We start from the raw sequence: 16,732 nt of genomic DNA, 5'->3' as shown, positions 1-16,732 counted from the left end.
GTTCAACCCCTAATCTAACCATGTCACTGATTATTCTCCTTTCTGGCATTTTGCTGTTGTTTATCCTGATTTTAAAGAAGATAAACCCGATGATTGCATTAATCGGAGTGGCCATTATCACAGGATTATTTCTGGGGATGCCAGCTTCAAAGGTGATGAACTCCATCAGTAATGGAATCGGCAGTACTTTAGGCAGCATGGTCATGGTGCTTGCTTTAGGTGCAATGATGGGCAAACTGATTGAGGATAGTGGATCAGCCAAAAAAATAGTATTCATCCTGATCAAAGCATTCGGTAAACGAAATATCCAATGGGCGGTTTTGCTTACCGGCCTATTGGTTGGGATACCACTGTTCTATAATGCTGGCTTTGTCGTTTTAATTCCATTAGTATTCGCCATCTCTGCCGCTACGGGATTATCAAAATTATACATTGGCCTACCTATGGCCACCGCACTTTCTGTAACCCATGGTTTTTTACCACCACACCCCGGACCTGTGGCACTTGCAGGTATTTTCCATGCAGACATTGGTCAAACACTGATTTATGGTTTGATACTCAGCTTACCCATTGCGGTAATTGCCGGAATTTATTTTCCCAGATTAATTATGAACAAGATCCAGCCTGCCATTATTAAGGATTTTGTGATTGAAGAAAGCGAGGATTTACCCGGTACTGCGAAGAGTTTTCTGACCGCACTGCTTCCTGTATTTTTAATTGTTGCAGGAACCATTGGCAGTGGCGTAAGCAGTAATTATACCGGAAAATCAATTTTCATTTTTCTTGCAGATCCTACGGCTGCCTTGTTAATCTCTGTGATGATTACACTTTTCATTCAGAACACCAGCATAGAAAAAGCAATGGAATCTTGTGCAGAAGGGGTGAAAAGCATTGCCATGATTATATTGATCATTGCTTCAGGTGGAGCTTTTAAGCAAATTTTAATCGACAGTGGCATGGGCGAAACTGTAAAACAATTAACAGGTAACCTCAATCTTTCTCCCTTATTATTGGCCTGGCTAATTACAGCATCACTCCGTATAACTTTAGGCTCCGCAACAGTTGCAGCCGTAACCGCATCTGGAATGGTCCTTCCGTTAATTGGCCAGCATGCCTCACCAGAACTGATGGTTTTATCTGTTGGAGCGGGCAGCCTAATGTTTTCTCACGTAAATGATACGGGTTTCTGGATGTTCAAAGAATACTTCAACCTCAGCCTTAAACAAACATTTGGAACCTGGACCATGATGGAAAGTATTGTTTCTATACTGGGTTTAGTTGGTGTGCTGATCTTGAACTACTGTTTAGGAGGTTAGGCTCTATCGACATTCATAATTTAGAAACTTTATACGCTAAACTAATGTGGTTATCATTGCGAGAAGCTTTTTCAGCAATAAAGCAATCTCATTGCAATCAAAGAGCAGAGAAGCAAGCGCACTAACCTAACGAAGTGTCGTCATTGCGAGGAGGCTCTTTCAGCCGATGAAGCAATCTTTCTTGTAAAATGAGATTGCTTCGTACCTCGCAATGACGACCGTTCATATTTAGGCTTTAATAAGAGTGTCTTCCCAGCTCATCGTCATTGCGAGGAAGCTTTTTCAGCGACGAAGCAATCTTTCTTGCAAATGAGATTGCTTCGTACCTCGCAATGACGACCGTTCATATTTAGGCTTTAATAAGAGTGTCTTCCCAGCTCCTCGTCATTGCGAGGAAGCTTTTTCAGCGACGAAGCAATCTCCATTGCTGCAAACAAACCCAGAAGGAGATTACTACCATCTAAAATACCTTTTCCAAATTCATTATTTAATTCTCTGCACTCAATAATTATATAAACATTTCCAGTAATGATGTAAACCCAGCAGCACCGTTAATCTTAATTTTGTAACCACACAAATAAGACCAACACTGAAGATGAACATCAAAATATCGTTATTTACCCTGTTGCTTTTTGGATTTGCCATGAGCGCAAATGCACAGCACGAAATGCACATGATGCGCGATTCTAGCAAAAAAGATACTACCCAAATGGATCACAGTATGCACCACATGAAAGGGATGCAAACTGAAGTGCCGATGAGCCATGCCTACTCTTTAAATTTACCCATGCAAAGAAATGGATCAGGAACCGCATGGTTGCCAGATGCTTCGCCCATGTATGGTTTAATGTTTCACGCCAAAAAGTGGATGTATATGTTGCATGGAAATGTAGCCCTGCGCTATACTAAACAAGATGTATCAGACAAAGGAAGCCGTGGAGGAGACAAATTTGATGCACCCAACTGGTTTATGTTTATGGGGCAGAGAAAAGTTGGTAAAAAAGGTTTATTTCATTTCAGTTCTATGCTTTCATTAGATCGATTTACCGAAGGTGGCGCAGGATATCCACTTTTGTTTCAAACTGGCGAAAGCTGGAAAGGAGCGCCTTTAGTTGACCGCCAGCACCCACATGATTTGTTTTCAGAACTTTCTGTTGCTTATACCTATGCCTTCAACAAAAAATCTGATTTAACGCTTTACCTGGGCTATCCCGGCGAACCGGCCTTAGGTTCAGTTGCCTTTATGCACCGGCCATCGGCACTGGCCAATCCAGATGCGCCAATTTCTCACCACTGGAATGACGGAACGCATATTACTTTTGGAGTGGCGACCATCGGCTACCGTTATGATAAAGTAAAGATAGAGGCTTCGTCTTTCACTGGCAGAGAACCTGATGAAAACCGCTTCGACTTCGATAAACCACGATTTGATTCTTACAGCGCAAGGTTATCTTATAATCCGACCAAAAACTGGGCGCTGCAGGCTTCGCATGGCTGGATTAAAAGCCCGGAAACACTACATAACGATGAAAATGTAAACAGAACAATTGTTTCTGCTATTTACGCGCTACCGCTCGGCAAAGAAAAAAACCTTAACGCTACAGCTTTATGGGGCTTAAATAAAACTAAAGATCATGATGGCGAGAATGCCGTATTGCTGGAAGGTGCTTATCGGGTTAAAAAACTTTCATTATATACCCGATACGAATATGTGCAAAAATCTGTCGAAGAACTCAATCTGAATGAAGCTATTTACAGTCATGATGCTTTTGGGGTTAATGCTTTAAGCTTGGGCATCAATTATGACATTTTGAATTTTAATAAATTCAGAACAGCCCTGGGTGGACAAGTTTCGCTTTACAAAACAGATGCTGTGCTTGATCAACTTTATGGTAAAAATCCGATAGGTGCACAGGTCTTCATCCGGATTTATCCAAACCTGATGAAAATGTAAAGATATTAGGTAAGGCTTTAGCAAGCTTCCCTGATGTGATTTACCGCGGATTTTAAATCCGCAATTTGTAGAGCCGGGATTGGAGATCCCGACTAACGGATATTACTATAAATAAATATTACTAATTATAAGTTGGTCGAGATTTTTAATCTCAATGCCGTTAACTGCGGATTTTAAATCCGCAATTCCTAAAGCCGGGATTGGAGATCCCGACTAACGATACTAATATGAATAAATATTACAAATTATACGTTGGTCGAGATTTTAAATCCGCAATTCCTAAAGCCGGGGTTACAGATCCCGACTAACAATATTACTATGAATAAATATTACAAATTATACGTTGGTCGAGATTTTTAATCTCGATCCCACTAGCTGCGGATTTTAAATCCGCAATTCCTAAAGCCGGGATTGGAGATCCCGACTAACGATATTACTATGAATAAATATTACAAATTATGCGTTGGTCGAGATTTTTAATCTCAATCCCATTAACTGCGGGGTTTAAATCCGCAATTCCTAGAGCCGGGATTAGAGATCCCGACTAACAATATCTATGGAGATAAAAATTACAAATTATGCGTTGGTCGAGATTTTTAATCTCGATCCCACTAACTGCAGATTTTAAATCCGCAATTCCTAGAGCCGGTATTGGAGATCTCGACTAACGATATCTATGGAGATAAAAATTACAGATTATAAGTTGGTCGAGATTTTTAATCTCGATCCCATTAACTGCGGATTTTAAATCCGCAATTCGTAAAGCCGGGGTTACAGATCCCGACTAACGATACTACTATGAATAAATATTACAAATTATACGTTGGTCGAGATTTTTAATCTCAATCCCATTAATTTAATCTTTCGCTTAACGCAAAGCTTTAAAAATGGCCACTAAATCTTCTTCTCCATAAGCACTTTCTGCATCTTCAAAAGTCTTTAAAGCTGCTTTAGCTAAGGGCGTTGAAATACCTTCATCTTTGGCTAACCTTAAATCTTTAACAATATGCTTCAAAGCAAAGGCTGCTTTATATTGATCATTTAAAATGGCCTCGCCTTTTATTTTGGTATAAACATTACCAATGGCTGCTTGGCCAATCAATTCTAATAAATCTGCCGGATTAATTCCCTTGTCATTCGCAAATAAAATGGTTTCTGCTAAGCCTTGTGTGTATAAAGCCAATAACGAATTAATCGCCAACTTTGCAGTGTTGCCCGCACCTGTTTCACCAACCCATTTACTTAATTTACCCAGTTGATCGAGGATTGGTTTTACTTCTTCAAAAACCGATTGCGCTCCACCAACCATAATCACCAACTGACCGGTTTCAGCTTGTTTCACACTTCCTGATACCGGAGCATCAAGATAACGACAATTGTGCGACGTACAAATCGCAGCTATTTTTTTTGAAATGGAAGGAGACACGGTACTCATATTAACGATTATTTTCCCTTCAATTTCGCCATGAATTAATCCGTTTTCATCTTCAAATATAGATGTGATGGCCTGATCATCAGTCACCATTATAATGATTACATCCGCTTTTGTAGAAAGTGCTTTCGGACTCTCAGAAACAGTGGCACCGATTGCCGTTAAAGAAGCATCTTTTCCTTTGGATCTGTTGTAAACCGTTACGGAATATTCTGCTTTTAAAAGCTGTTCAGTCATTGGAATGCCCATATTTCCTAAGCCTATCCAACCAATTTTTATATTGCTCATATTATAGTTTTTGATGATTAACAAATTTGATCAAAAATTGATTGTATTCAGCATAGACATTGCCATTTTTAGATTTGCTTTTCAAAATTACAATCCATCTTTTAGCAGATAACTGATTGTGCAAAAGATTAAATAAAAAGTGTAAAACATAACTTTAGTGTAAAACATAACTTTAAAACTCAATTGGAAAACGATGAGCTATTTACTTAAAGACCTTTATTCGCCTGCATTTTATGATAGAATAACAAGCGCACTGGTTTCTGTATTACCAGATTTTGATCGGGAAAAGTTTCTGAAAGAAATTTTTAGTGAAGATTTTGAATCGAAGGAACTGAAAGAAAGAATGAAACATACTACTAAGATCATTCATGGTTTCCTTCCGGAAAATTTTGCTGAAACAATAGAAATCATTAAAAAAACGATTGAGGAGCTCAGAAAAAAAGGAATTGGAGAAGATGGATTGGCTTTTATGTTCCTGCCAGATTATATTGAAACCTATGGGATTGACTATTTCGAAGAATCAGTTGAAGCACTTGAATTTATCACTCAATTTGTAAGTTGCGAATTTGCCGTCCGTCCGTTTATTTTAAAATACGGTGATCAAATGATTGCCAAAATGCAAGAATGGTCTTTACATGAAAGCCATAAAGTAAGAAGGTTATCGAGTGAGGGAAGCCGCCCACGTTTGCCCTGGGCAATGGGCATTCCTTTTTTGAAAAAAGATCCAGCCAGCATTTTACCGATTTTGGAGAACCTAAAACACGATTCTTCAGAATATGTTCGAAGAAGTGTTGCCAATAGCCTGAATGATATTGCCAAAGATCATCCAAACATCGTGTTAGATATAGCTAAAAACTGGTCTGGCTTAAGTGTAGAAACCGATGCCATTATCAAACATGGTTGCAGAACACTCTTAAAACAAGGTCATGTAGAAATCTTAAAGCATTATGGATTAAATGATGAGGGCATTGTTCTTAAAGACTTCAAAATTTTAACTCCAGAAATCAGAATTGGCGAAAGCCTGACCTTTTCATTTTCCATCAAAAATGAGAATTCAACAGATCAAAAGGTGAGGTTGGAATATGCGATTTATTATAAAAAACAAAATGGGCAGAACACCAAAAAAGTTTTCAAAATCTCAGAAAGAATTTATCTGGCGGGTGCCGAAATAAATATTATTCGAAAGCAAAAGTTCGTTATAATCACTACCCGCAAGTTTCATTTAGGCGATCATCAAATCGCTATGATTATTAATGGTGCAGAAAAGGAAAGTTCAAGCTTTAATTTATTGGCTTAACCCAGTAAAGTAATGAGTTGATCCAACAATGGAATCTGCCTGTCTTTAATAGCAAGAATGGCTTTTTCATAAGTAAACCAATCACCCCGATCTACTTCGACAAAACTTTGCATTTTACCCGATTTTGGTGGCCATTGCATTTCGAAGGTATTGCTATGTAAGGTTGACGGATCAAGATCTCCCTCTACTGCCCAGCATAAAACCTTTTTCCCGCCTTTCTGAATAATAGGCTGTAATTCAATAAAATCTCCATCAATCTTCGTCCCTACCTCCTCTTCAAATTCGCGGATTGCGGCATGGAGTGGTTCCTCATTTTCATCGAGCTCACCCTTAGGCACCGACCATACACCCAAATCTTTTTTAGCAAAAATAGGTCCGCCGGGATGGATCAGAAAAAATTCCAATTCTGGTCCGGTTTGTCGATAAAGTAATAATCCTGCGCTCTGTCTCATATAGGTGTGTTTCTGATCATTTAATACAATGATAGGCCAATTAAGTTTGGTAGATGATTTCTAAAAATTCACCAGACTAGACAACAAACTAAATACTTATTCCTAATTCTACTTACTTTTTTTCATGCTTAAAGACTTTTGCATTAAATACGATAGGAGACCGCTAAATTTCCATCTATCGGTTTATCTAACCTTTTATTTTCAGAAGATTAATTTGCAGCTTATATTATACAACTATGCATCTAAATAAATCCTTATTACACGCCCTTTCCCTTCCAGGGGAAAGGTGCCGATAGGCGGATAGGGGCTTTCTAAACCTGTCTCAACAAATCTGAGTGATAACCAATTTCAATAGCGGTATTCAATTGAAAAATCTTAATCTTCCGAACACTTATGGTGAGACACCAACCATCAGGTTAAAAGATCCTGAATCAAGTTCAGGAGTACGAGTCTTCAAGGGAAATCATCAACCTACCCGTCATGCTGATCCAATAGTTATCGGATTTAGTTCAGCAACTATTTTGATCAGATCCTGAATCATGTTCAGAAGGACGAACGATATTCTATGAAAACTTAATTTCATATTTCTTATAAATACAAAAAACCGCTCCAAAATAATTTGAAGCGGTTTTCACCTAAACCTTTTAATGCTATAAACTATTTTTTAACAGCAGCTTTTTTGGCTTTGTGATGGTGTTTTTTGTGTGCTTTTTTAACTGTAGTTTTTTCTGTTTTTGCTTTAACAGGTTCTTTTGTTTGTGCACTTACTGCGTTTAAAGAAAAAGTAGCTACCAGGGCGATCATTAAAATTTTAATTGCTTTCATGATGATATTTATTTATTGGTTATAAACTGTGTTAATTGTTTAATAAACTTCGAAATATCAAATGAAGATTTAATGAATATTTCACCTTCCTTGTCTAATAATTATAGAATCCGATATGAAGCAGCTTATGCTACCTCATATCGGATGTAAATTTGCTGTTGATGAAGAAGTCAAAGCTTTAAATATGAATTTAAAACTTTGTGATTTTAAACTCCGTACGCCTATTTAACTGATGATCAGCTTCTGAACATTTCACACCATTTGAACATTGGTTTAACAACATAGATTCGCCATAACCTTTGGCCGTAATTCTGTTTTTATTAATACCACGATCAATAATATATTGCACAGCTGAGTTTGCCCTGCTTTGAGATAACCATTGATTATACTGGTCGTTTCCACGACTATCAGTATGCGAGCCCAATTCTATCCAAATGGTCGGGTTATCATGCATGATTTTCACCAGCTTATCTAACTCAATTGCAGCATCCGGACGAATGTTCGATTTATCGAAGTCATAATAAATGTTTTCAATTCGAATGGGTTTATCTATTATGATCTGCTCCAGGTATAAATCTCTTCTTATTTCTGCACTCACATTTAAGTTATGAGTAGTTAAACTGGACGCATCGCCTCTGTAACCTGTTTTATCACCTGTTAAATTATAATCAGAAGCCTGATCAAGATTGAATTTAAAGTCTCCGGTTTCATCAGTTTCAACTTTTAGTACTTGTCCATTTATTTTCTTTAAGGTTACTATAGCATGAGCTAAAGGTTTTTTCGAATTGCGATCCATTACCTTTCCAACGAGCCATAATGCGATGACTTGTTTAGGCACAAAACTGTAAATATCATCACTACCTATTCCATCTGTACGATTTGAACTTAAGTAACCGGTTTGATCATTACTTTTGATATATGCAAAATCATCTTGTGATGAATTTATTGGATAATGTAAATTGACAGGCTCAGCATTTTTTCCATTTAATATTTTGGCGGTAAAAATATCCAAGCCACCCATTCCAATTCTACCATCAGAACTAAAGAAAAAATTACCCTGCTGATCAAGAACAGGCGTTCTTTCATTTCCTTCTGTGTTCAGTCCTTTTAAATTTTCAGGTGTATCCCAATCACCAGCCTTTGTTTTTCGACTTACATAAATATCAGTCCCTCCCATTCCATTCGGCATACTGGAAACAAAATATAAACTATTTCCATCAGCACTAATAAATGGATCTCCGTTTGAATAGGCCTCTGCATTATTGTATTTAAATGGAGTTGGAACTGTCCATTTGCCTGTGGAATCCTTTTTACATGAATAAATCTCTAAATTTAGGGTGGCTATACCATCTTTCCCATACTTTGGTTTCTTTGGAATTTTAGTTAAGGTAAAATACATTTCATTTCCATCTGCAGTAAAACTTGCAGGCCCGATATGGTATTCCGTACCTGCATTCACTGGTAGAACACTTACACTATCTTTGTTTTTATCTTCGATGAAGAGTCTTAAATATCGGTTACCCGTCCAGCCATAAATGTTACGATCTGGTTTCTTTGAACCATCAAACTTTAAAAACGGACGATGTACGTTTTGCTTATCTTCGATTACACCACCCCGATCTGAAGCAAACACCACGCTATTTTGATATAAATGTGCACCCCAATCTGATTGTGCAGTATTTAATTTCTTTTCATTATCAATGACAATGCCAGTCGGTTTTTTCATCCAAAGCAATGCCGAATCACAACTCACTTCCCAAAGTTTCAGCTGTACGCTGGTTACTTGCTTGTTGGTTGAGGCATATTTTTGATATTGTTCTTTTGCTTCGGTATACTTCATATTTTGTTGAAGCGCTTTCGCATATTGTAGCACATTATCCGCACTTGTTTCGGGCATTCCGGCAGCGATAGCATACCAGCTTTCTGTTTGTTTATAATCCTTTATAAAATGATAACATTTACCCAACTGTTCTGCAGCATATAAGGTCTTCTTTTTATTATAAGCTTGCTCATAAAGATCAATAGCATTGATATAATTAAAAAGCTTGTATTGCTTATCGGCTGCATTTAATACATACTGTGCCAATACAGGTTTAGTTGTTAATATAAATGCTGTTAAAAAAAGAATTAAGAGTAGTAGTTTTTTCATGCTCATATGATTTCATTGCCACTTAAGGCACCTAAGTTTAAAAGAATCTTGGCGTTAACATTCGCATATTTTTCTTGTTAAAGAAATAGCCAATTGAAATTTCATGCGTACCGCCGCTATAGCCCTGTAGAGGCCCTATTGAATAATCGTAAGCGTAACCAATCCTTAAATTGTCATTAGGGAAAATTTGAAGCGCTGCTACAGCAGAATTGAGCTGACTTAAATCTTTCTGTAGATAATCCTTATCATAAAGTTTTACACCTGTGCGGTAAGAACCCCCAATCCATAACTTTTCTGCTAAAATCACGAAAGCATTTAGATCTAAACTGGTTGGTCCTCCCCGATCATCTTTTAACAAGAAGGATGGCTTTAATAAAATTTCTCTGGAGAGCGGAATCAGTGTACCAGCAGTTAAGTAATAATGTGGTTTTGGCTGGGGGATAAATGCATACTTGTCAATATTAATATATTGCGACACTAAATTATCAGCCGAAAAGCCCGCATATAAACGGTCATTCGAAAAATAAACACCTGTCCGGGCATCTGGTAATATACTGCTTTGCATACCGGTAGGCTGTTCCATTTCAACATCATTTGGATTTAACATGGCCCCATCAATACCCAATTGCACCACACCAACGCCTAACCCAAAGGCCAGCCTGGATGATCCATCTTTATTCATCGGAATGCGATAGGCATAATTCGCATAAATGGATTGATTGCGTTGCGCACCCAGCCTATCGCTTGATATCTGCAGCGCAAGGCCTACGTTTCCATCATTGGCAATAGCATCAATAGCTACCGACATAGTTTTTGGCGCACCCTGAATTCCGGTCCATTGGTTACGGTAAAATGCATGGAGGTTTAATTGCTCTTTATAACCGGCGTAAGCTGGATTAATATAGATCCCATTAAACATATACTGACTAAACTGGGCATCTTGCTGCCCATTCGCCAGCCTGGAAAATAGCAACAGTATTACCAATACTTTTAATATTTTTTTCATCTGTATGATTTTGTTTATGAAGCTGCCATGATTGAATCGTTTCATTGTATAATTATGAAAAGCATGAAGGTTTCATTGTTTCTGATTAATAAATTAGTACCATCACCTGTGGAAGCCATTGATTCCCATTATGGCAAATACTCCTTATTTTTTAAATGCTCTAATCAAGGTTACGTAGCCTTTAAATACCTGCCATCCTGCATCAACACTATCCTTTACCCTAAGGATGTAGTAATAAGTGCCTTCATTTAGGCCTTCACCTGTCCAATTATTTTTATAATTAGTTGCCTTATAAACTTCATTGCCCCAACGATTTACAATAACCAAATCATTTTCCGCAAAAAGATCCAATCCACGGATTTCGAAAGCATCATTTGATCCATCTCCATTTGGCGTGTATAAATTAGGAATCAGCAAGGTTGATCCTGATACAGCAAGTTTAGTAAAGTAGCTACCATTGGCAGCTAAATCGGTAGACATTACAATATTGCTTCTGGTATGAACACCAATTGCCGGATTTGTTCCTTTCAATGTCTCCCATTTTGCATCGCTCACATAACGGGCAATCGCAGCATTGGCATCTTTAAACAGGTTACCATTGGTGATGCTATTGTGCTGTAAAATCAGATTGGCCTGCAGGGGATTAGACCCGAAAATATGCCAGGTTCTATCCATCCCCAGGGCCGCATTTAAAATGGGTTTTCCGGCAGCAGCAATATCCTGCACACTGGCATATATTTTTTCTGCAGAAACTGGTGTAACGGTAGCTGGTGTATAATCATTTTCAGCTATACCTATCGGGAATACGAATGCATCGGCACCCGCGTAATCTTTAATCATGTAACCCACAGACTTATTTTCGGTTACCACCATTCTATCTCTGGAATAGTTAATGATCTTGCCAGACGTATTAAAGGCAAGATTATTTCCATTCAGCATAATATCTGCCCGATCAGTTGCAAGATCCATGGTACCGCCAATATTTAGTGAGGCGGCCAGCGATCCGGCTGGGTTTGCTGTACCATAGCCTGGGTCACTTACATCGGCTAACACCATATTTTCAGCATTTTGGTGTTCTATCAAAAGGTTAATAAAGGCACCATTATTTCCATCTATATGGGTGGCACCAGATGCCATGTTTTTATAAAAAGGATTGTTGCCCGGGTTATAAATCACAATCTTCCCGGTTCCGGTGAAGGTAGCACCGGGTGCAATCCAGATATTTTTACTGTAAACCTCCAGTGTTCCATCGATTACCCAATTGGCCTTTGGCCCGAAGTAACTTCCTTCTGAAAACCGGGTTTCGGTTGTGCCTGCAGAAATGGTTACTGTGGAATTATCGACTGTCATACTCCCAACTCCGGTTTGGGCATATAATTGACCACCAGTGAAATAAAGCAAGCAGCACATCAAAAATCTATAGCTTTGATTTTTCATCTGTATCATTGTTTTTATGGTAATGAAGCCGTCAGGATTGATCATTCAATGTGTGATCTGAAAATCATGACGGTTCATATAAATGCCTCTAAAGATTTAATTGGCCAGGAAAATAAATGTATTTACCACCAGGTAAGGAGATCTGTTATCCAATGCGGTACCCGAACCTCCTGATGGTACGGATGCAGAACCTGATACCGAATGCGTATGGGCTCCTGTTGAATTTGTATTAGCAACCTGACCTACCCCACCCCATGCTTGCGCCGTACTTTCACCTGTATAATTACCCGATCCATTATTCCCTACAGTTGTTCCCCCCACTAAAAAACCATTACCCTGAGAGGGTGTATGCGAATGCGCGCCGGCAGATGCTGCGGTACCACTAATGGTGCCCGAAAAAGTAACATTAGGCAAGTTGGCCAATACAAGGGTAAGAGAATTAAGTCCGCCCTTATCTCCTAAATTTTCTGAAGAACTTTTCGTTTTTAAAAAACGATCTCTTGCATCTGGCAAATTGTTACTAAAACCCAATGCATTGGCTGCAGCCTGAGCTGCAGCCGGGAGTGTAGAAATTGCCCTTCCATCTAAAAGGAACCAACCTGCATGATCTGCCGTTTTGAAGGAGTTTTTTAAATCTCCTGAAGCTGATGTGTTTTGTGAATCAGTTAACTTTACCCACTTGCTATTGGCAGGGGTATTGAGGTCTTTATTGTAATAATAATAACCTGGTGTTACATCATTGGTACCAGAAGTGGTTGTTGCCGTATTGTAAACCATTAATGCATTTGCAGGTGAATTAATGGTGGTTACATCAGTTAAACTGGTTAACGCTACTCTTGTCATTAAGAAACCTTTGTTTGATGCCTCCAGTTCCAGTAAGGCACTTGCTTCTTTAATGGTAGAATTAGTTCCTATTTTTTGCGCCGTAGTCTGTGCTGAAGCCACTATGCCAGTTATCGAAAATAAACTGAAGAGGATGCTGGCTTGTATATATATATATTTCATTATGCTATTTTTTATCTGTGATAATGGGGTGAATTATTAATCGATTTTGTACCAGTCTGTACCATCACTTTGAATACGAATGGTACTGTTCACGTTCAGTGTAGTAAAGCTTGATGTTTCAGAAATTTTAATGGTTTCGCTAAACGTTAGCACGTTACTGGTTTCATCTGTTTTACGAATTACTATCGTGCGCCCTTTACTTGCATTTGCTGTTGGAAGTGTTAAGGTAAAACCTCCATTTGTAGCATTGGCTAAGATGGTGTTATCGTTAGCCTGCGTGGTGTAATTGGCTGTTATTTTGATAATATTACTCACTGATCCTGATACTGTTTTTAAAACTCCGTTTGCATCTGCTACTACTGTTTTATCTGTTGAACTATTTCCGGCATATGCTGATGAATTGATATTTCTAATTCTTACACCACCGTTACCTGTACTGGCATCGCCACCTAAATCAAGCAATTCCGTTGGTTTGGCATTATCTTCTGTTCCTGCTACACCAATGGCAGTGTGTGCATTTTTAAGAATGGTTAATGCATTGCCTGGCGCACTTGTGGTTCCATTTCCCACCTGGAAAAGGCCATCTGTAGCTACATCTGAAGAAGTGGTACCATTTTTAATCGCATTTGCGGAACCAATAACAAATCCGTTTAAAGTATTGGCCGTGTTATCTGAACCAAATACTGCTGAACGGTTTCCTGCTGCAGTATTTCTTTCACCAAAAGCTACTGAGTTTGTACCAACCGTACCCGTATGCGCATCACCTCCTCTTACAGCACCTAGTACATCAAGTGCAATACCTGATTGTGCGCTGTTTTTACCTACTGCAACAGTTCCCATCTGGTAGATGTTATCCGTATTGGCTTTTGCCTTATTGGTTGTGCCCTGAACATTCCATGGTTCGATTACGAGCGTGGAAATATCTACTGCATTGGATGCTATACCATTAACTGTTGAAGTTAGTTTATTGGCTGAATCTAATTTTAAAGCATTTGAATTGATGATTTTAGCTGTAGGTGCAACTCCATTTACATCGCTGGTTAAAGTGTTATCAGTAGAATTTAAAGTATGGGTGATGGTTTGAGGGGTTGATGCACCAGTGGCACCAGTATCTCCTTTATCGCCCTTATCTCCTTTATCACCTGTTGCTCCCTGAACACCTTGCGCACCAGTTGCTCCCGTATCGCCTTTTTCACCCTTGTCGCCTGTATCTCCTTTCAATCCCTGAATACCTTGTGCGCCTGTTGCGCCAGTATCACCTTTATCGCCTGTTGCTCCGGTTAATCCTTGAATACCTTGTGCACCAGTAGCACCCGTATCGCCTTTGTCACCTGTTGCTCCAGTTAATCCTTGAATACCTTGTGCACCAGTTGCACCCGTATCACCTTTGTCACCTGTTGCTCCGGTTAATCCCTGAATACCTTGCGCACCAGTTGCTCCCGTATCGCCTTTGTCACCCTTGTCGCCTGTATCTCCTTTCAATCCCTGAATACCTTGTGCACCAGTAGCACCCGTATCGCCTTTATCACCCTTGTCGCCTGTTGCTCCGGTTAATCCCTGAGCACCTTGTGCACCAGTAGCACCCGTATCGCCTTTATCACCCTTGTCGCCTGTTGCTCCGGTTAATCCCTGAGCACCTTGTGCACCAGTAGCACCTGTATCACCTTTGTCGCCTGTATCTCCTTTCAATCCCTGAATACCTTGTGCACCAGTAGCACCCGTATCGCCTTTGTCACCTGTTGCTCCAGTTAATCCTTGAATACCTTGTGCGCCTGTTGCGCCTGTATCTCCTTTATCACCCTTGTCGCCTGTTTCTCCTTTCAATCCCTGAATACCTTGTGCACCAGTAGCACCCGTATCACCTTTGTCACCTGTTGCTCCAGGTAATCCTTGAACACCTTGCGCACCAGTTGCACCTGTATCTCCTTTATCGCCCTTGTCGCCTGTATCTCCTTTCAATCCCTGAATACCTTGTGCACCAGTTGCTCCCGTATCGCCTTTGTCACCCTTGTCGCCTGTATCTCCTTTCAATCCTTGAATACCTTGTGCACCAGTTGCGCCTGTATCGCCTTTATCACCCTTGTCGCCTGTTGCTCCGGTTAATCCTTGAACACCTTGCGCACCAGTTGCACCCGTATCTCCTTTATCGCCTGTTGCTCCGGCCAATCCCTGAATACCTTGTGCACCAGTTGCACCAGTATCGCCTTTGTCACCTGTTGCTCCGGTTAATCCCTGAATACCTTGTGAACCAGTAGCACCTGTTGCTCCCGTATCGCCTTTATCACCCTTGTCGCCTGTTGCTCCGGTTAATCCTTGAATACCTTGTGCACCAGTAGCACCCGTATCTCCTTTTAATCCCTGAATACCTTGTGCGCCTGTTGCGCCAGTATCACCTTTATCGCCTGTTGCTCCGGTCAATCCCTGAATACCTTGTGCACCAGTTGCACCTGTATCGCCTGTTGCTCCGGTTAATCCTTGAACACCTTGTGCACCAGTTGCTCCCGTATCGCCTTTGTCACCCTTTTCGCCTGTATCTCCTTTCAATCCCTGAATACCTTGTGCACCAGTAGCACCCGTATCGCCTTTGTCACCTGTTGCTCCTGTTAATCCCTGAATACCTTGTGCACCAGTAGCACCCGTATCTCCTTTATCGCCTGTTGCTCCGGTTAATCCCTGAATACCTTGTGCACCAGTTGCTCCCGTATCGCCTTTGTCACCCTTGTCGCCTGTATCTCCTTTCAATCCCTGAATACCTTGTGCACCCGTATCACCTTTATCACCTGTTGCTCCAGTTAATCCTTGAATACCTTGTGCACCAGTTGCACCCGTATCGCCTTTGTCACCCTTGTCGCCTATTGCTCCGGTTAATCCTTGAATACCTTGTGCACCAGTTGCGCCTGTATCTCCTTTATCACCCTTGTCGCCTGTTGCTCCGGTTAATCCTTGAACACCTTCCGCACCAGTAGCACCCGTATCTCCTTTATCACCTTTGTCACCTGTTGCTCCGGTTAATCCTTGAATACCTTGTGCACCAGTTGCGCCTGTATCTCCTTTATCACCCTTGTCGCCTATTGCTCCGGTTAATCCTTGAACACCTTGCGCACCAGTTACACCCGTATCGCCTTTGTCACCCTTGTCGCCTGTATCTCCCTTTAATCCTTGAACACCTTGTGCGCCAATAGCACCCGTATCGCCTTTGTCACCCTTGTCGCCTGTATCTCCTTTCAATCCCTGAATACCTTGTGCACCCGTATCACCTTTATCACCCTTGTCACCTGTTGCTCCAGTTAATCCTTGAATACCTTGTGCACCAGTTGCACCCGTATCGCCTTTGTCACCTGTTGCTCCGGTTAATCCTTGAATACCTTGTGCACCAGTTGCGCCAGTATCGCCTTTATCACCCTTGTCGCCTGTTGCTCCGGTTAATCCCTGAATACCTTGTGCACCAGTTGCGCCTGTATCGCCTTTGTCACCTGTTGCTCCGGTTAATCCCTGAATACCTTGTGCACCAGTTGCGCCTGTATCGCCTTTGTCACCTGTTGCTCCGGTTAATCCCTGAATACCTTGTGTC

General features: G+C 40.4%; 11 protein-coding genes. 3 read left to right on the top strand and 8 right to left on the bottom strand.

All coding sequences use genetic code 11. From position 1 onward, the window contains the following. Positions 1-20: 20 nt before the first annotated feature. Together EV200_RS00750 and EV200_RS00745 are read left to right on the top strand one after the other, a co-directional pair. Positions 21-1,316 carry a GntT/GntP/DsdX family permease gene (locus tag EV200_RS00750; protein ID WP_132528917.1) on the top strand — a complete coding sequence of 432 codons (1,296 nt, stop codon included), beginning with the start codon at positions 21-23 and terminating at the stop codon, positions 1,314-1,316. A 595-nt stretch (positions 1,317-1,911) separates the two neighbouring features. Then, positions 1,912-3,270, top strand: coding sequence for a hypothetical protein (locus EV200_RS00745; protein WP_165877827.1), 1,359 nt, complete (start codon positions 1,912-1,914; stop codon positions 3,268-3,270). Positions 3,271-4,138: 868 nt separating this feature from the next. Here the strand turns inward: EV200_RS00745 and EV200_RS00740 are convergent. Further along, positions 4,139-4,990, bottom strand: coding sequence for an NAD(P)-dependent oxidoreductase (locus EV200_RS00740; protein WP_132528915.1), 852 nt, complete (start codon positions 4,988-4,990; stop codon positions 4,139-4,141). A 193-nt stretch (positions 4,991-5,183) separates the two neighbouring features. Here EV200_RS00740 and EV200_RS00735 point away from each other — a divergent pair, with 193 nt between their 5' ends. Then, positions 5,184-6,287, top strand: coding sequence for a DNA alkylation repair protein (locus EV200_RS00735; protein ID WP_132528914.1), 1,104 nt, complete (start codon positions 5,184-5,186; stop codon positions 6,285-6,287). Here the strand turns inward: EV200_RS00735 and EV200_RS00730 are convergent. The 7 genes from EV200_RS00730 to EV200_RS22140 all read right to left on the bottom strand — a co-directional run. Further along, complete coding sequence (locus EV200_RS00730; protein WP_132528913.1) at positions 6,284-6,739, bottom strand: NUDIX domain-containing protein; 456 nt, start codon at positions 6,737-6,739, stop codon at positions 6,284-6,286. The two genes, EV200_RS00735 and EV200_RS00730, sit on opposite strands and share 4 nt — an antisense overlap. 657 nt (positions 6,740-7,396) lie before the next feature. Beyond that, positions 7,397-7,564, bottom strand: coding sequence for a hypothetical protein (locus tag EV200_RS21680; protein ID WP_165877826.1), 168 nt, complete (start codon positions 7,562-7,564; stop codon positions 7,397-7,399). 190 nt (positions 7,565-7,754) lie between these two features. Then, positions 7,755-9,713 carry an OmpA family protein gene (locus tag EV200_RS00725; protein ID WP_132528912.1) on the bottom strand — a complete coding sequence of 653 codons (1,959 nt, stop codon included), beginning with the start codon at positions 9,711-9,713 and terminating at the stop codon, positions 7,755-7,757. Between the two features lie 37 nt (positions 9,714-9,750). Beyond that, positions 9,751-10,719 carry a PorP/SprF family type IX secretion system membrane protein gene (locus EV200_RS00720; protein ID WP_132528911.1) on the bottom strand — a complete coding sequence of 323 codons (969 nt, stop codon included), beginning with the start codon at positions 10,717-10,719 and terminating at the stop codon, positions 9,751-9,753. A 144-nt stretch (positions 10,720-10,863) separates the two neighbouring features. Beyond that, positions 10,864-12,156 (bottom strand): gliding motility-associated C-terminal domain-containing protein, encoded by a 1,293-nt coding sequence (locus EV200_RS00715; protein ID WP_165877825.1) that lies wholly within the window; start codon positions 12,154-12,156, stop codon positions 10,864-10,866. 96 nt (positions 12,157-12,252) lie between these two features. Further along, complete coding sequence (locus tag EV200_RS00710; RefSeq protein ID WP_132528909.1) at positions 12,253-13,161, bottom strand: hypothetical protein; 909 nt, start codon at positions 13,159-13,161, stop codon at positions 12,253-12,255. A gap of 36 nt (positions 13,162-13,197) precedes the next feature. Then, positions 13,198-16,732: beta strand repeat-containing protein (locus EV200_RS22140; RefSeq protein WP_208864486.1), on the bottom strand; the 3,535-nt coding region annotated here is incomplete at its 5' end.

The sequence above is a fragment of the Pedobacter psychrotolerans genome, from assembly GCF_004340665.1.
Lineage (GTDB): Bacteria > Bacteroidota > Bacteroidia > Sphingobacteriales > Sphingobacteriaceae > Pedobacter > Pedobacter psychrotolerans.
The sequence above is the reverse complement of the archived record's forward strand: the minus strand, read 5'-3'. Positions and strand labels throughout refer to the sequence as shown.

Excerpts from the sequence above, each read along its gene's own strand:
- EV200_RS00750 (WP_132528917.1), top strand. The coding sequence starts at position 21 with ATGTCACTGATTATTCTCCTTTCTGGCATTTTGCTGTTGTTTATCCTG.
- EV200_RS00745 (WP_165877827.1), top strand. The coding sequence starts at position 1,912 with ATGAACATCAAAATATCGTTATTTACCCTGTTGCTTTTTGGATTTGCC.
- EV200_RS00740 (WP_132528915.1), bottom strand. The coding sequence starts at position 4,990 with ATGAGCAATATAAAAATTGGTTGGATAGGCTTAGGAAATATGGGCATT.
- EV200_RS00735 (WP_132528914.1), top strand. The coding sequence starts at position 5,184 with ATGAGCTATTTACTTAAAGACCTTTATTCGCCTGCATTTTATGATAGA.
- EV200_RS00730 (WP_132528913.1), bottom strand. The coding sequence starts at position 6,739 with ATGAGACAGAGCGCAGGATTATTACTTTATCGACAAACCGGACCAGAA.
- EV200_RS21680 (WP_165877826.1), bottom strand. The coding sequence starts at position 7,564 with ATGAAAGCAATTAAAATTTTAATGATCGCCCTGGTAGCTACTTTTTCT.
- EV200_RS00725 (WP_132528912.1), bottom strand. The coding sequence starts at position 9,713 with ATGAAAAAACTACTACTCTTAATTCTTTTTTTAACAGCATTTATATTA.
- EV200_RS00720 (WP_132528911.1), bottom strand. The coding sequence starts at position 10,719 with ATGAAAAAAATATTAAAAGTATTGGTAATACTGTTGCTATTTTCCAGG.
- EV200_RS00715 (WP_165877825.1), bottom strand. The coding sequence starts at position 12,156 with ATGAAAAATCAAAGCTATAGATTTTTGATGTGCTGCTTGCTTTATTTC.
- EV200_RS00710 (WP_132528909.1), bottom strand. The coding sequence starts at position 13,161 with ATGAAATATATATATATACAAGCCAGCATCCTCTTCAGTTTATTTTCG.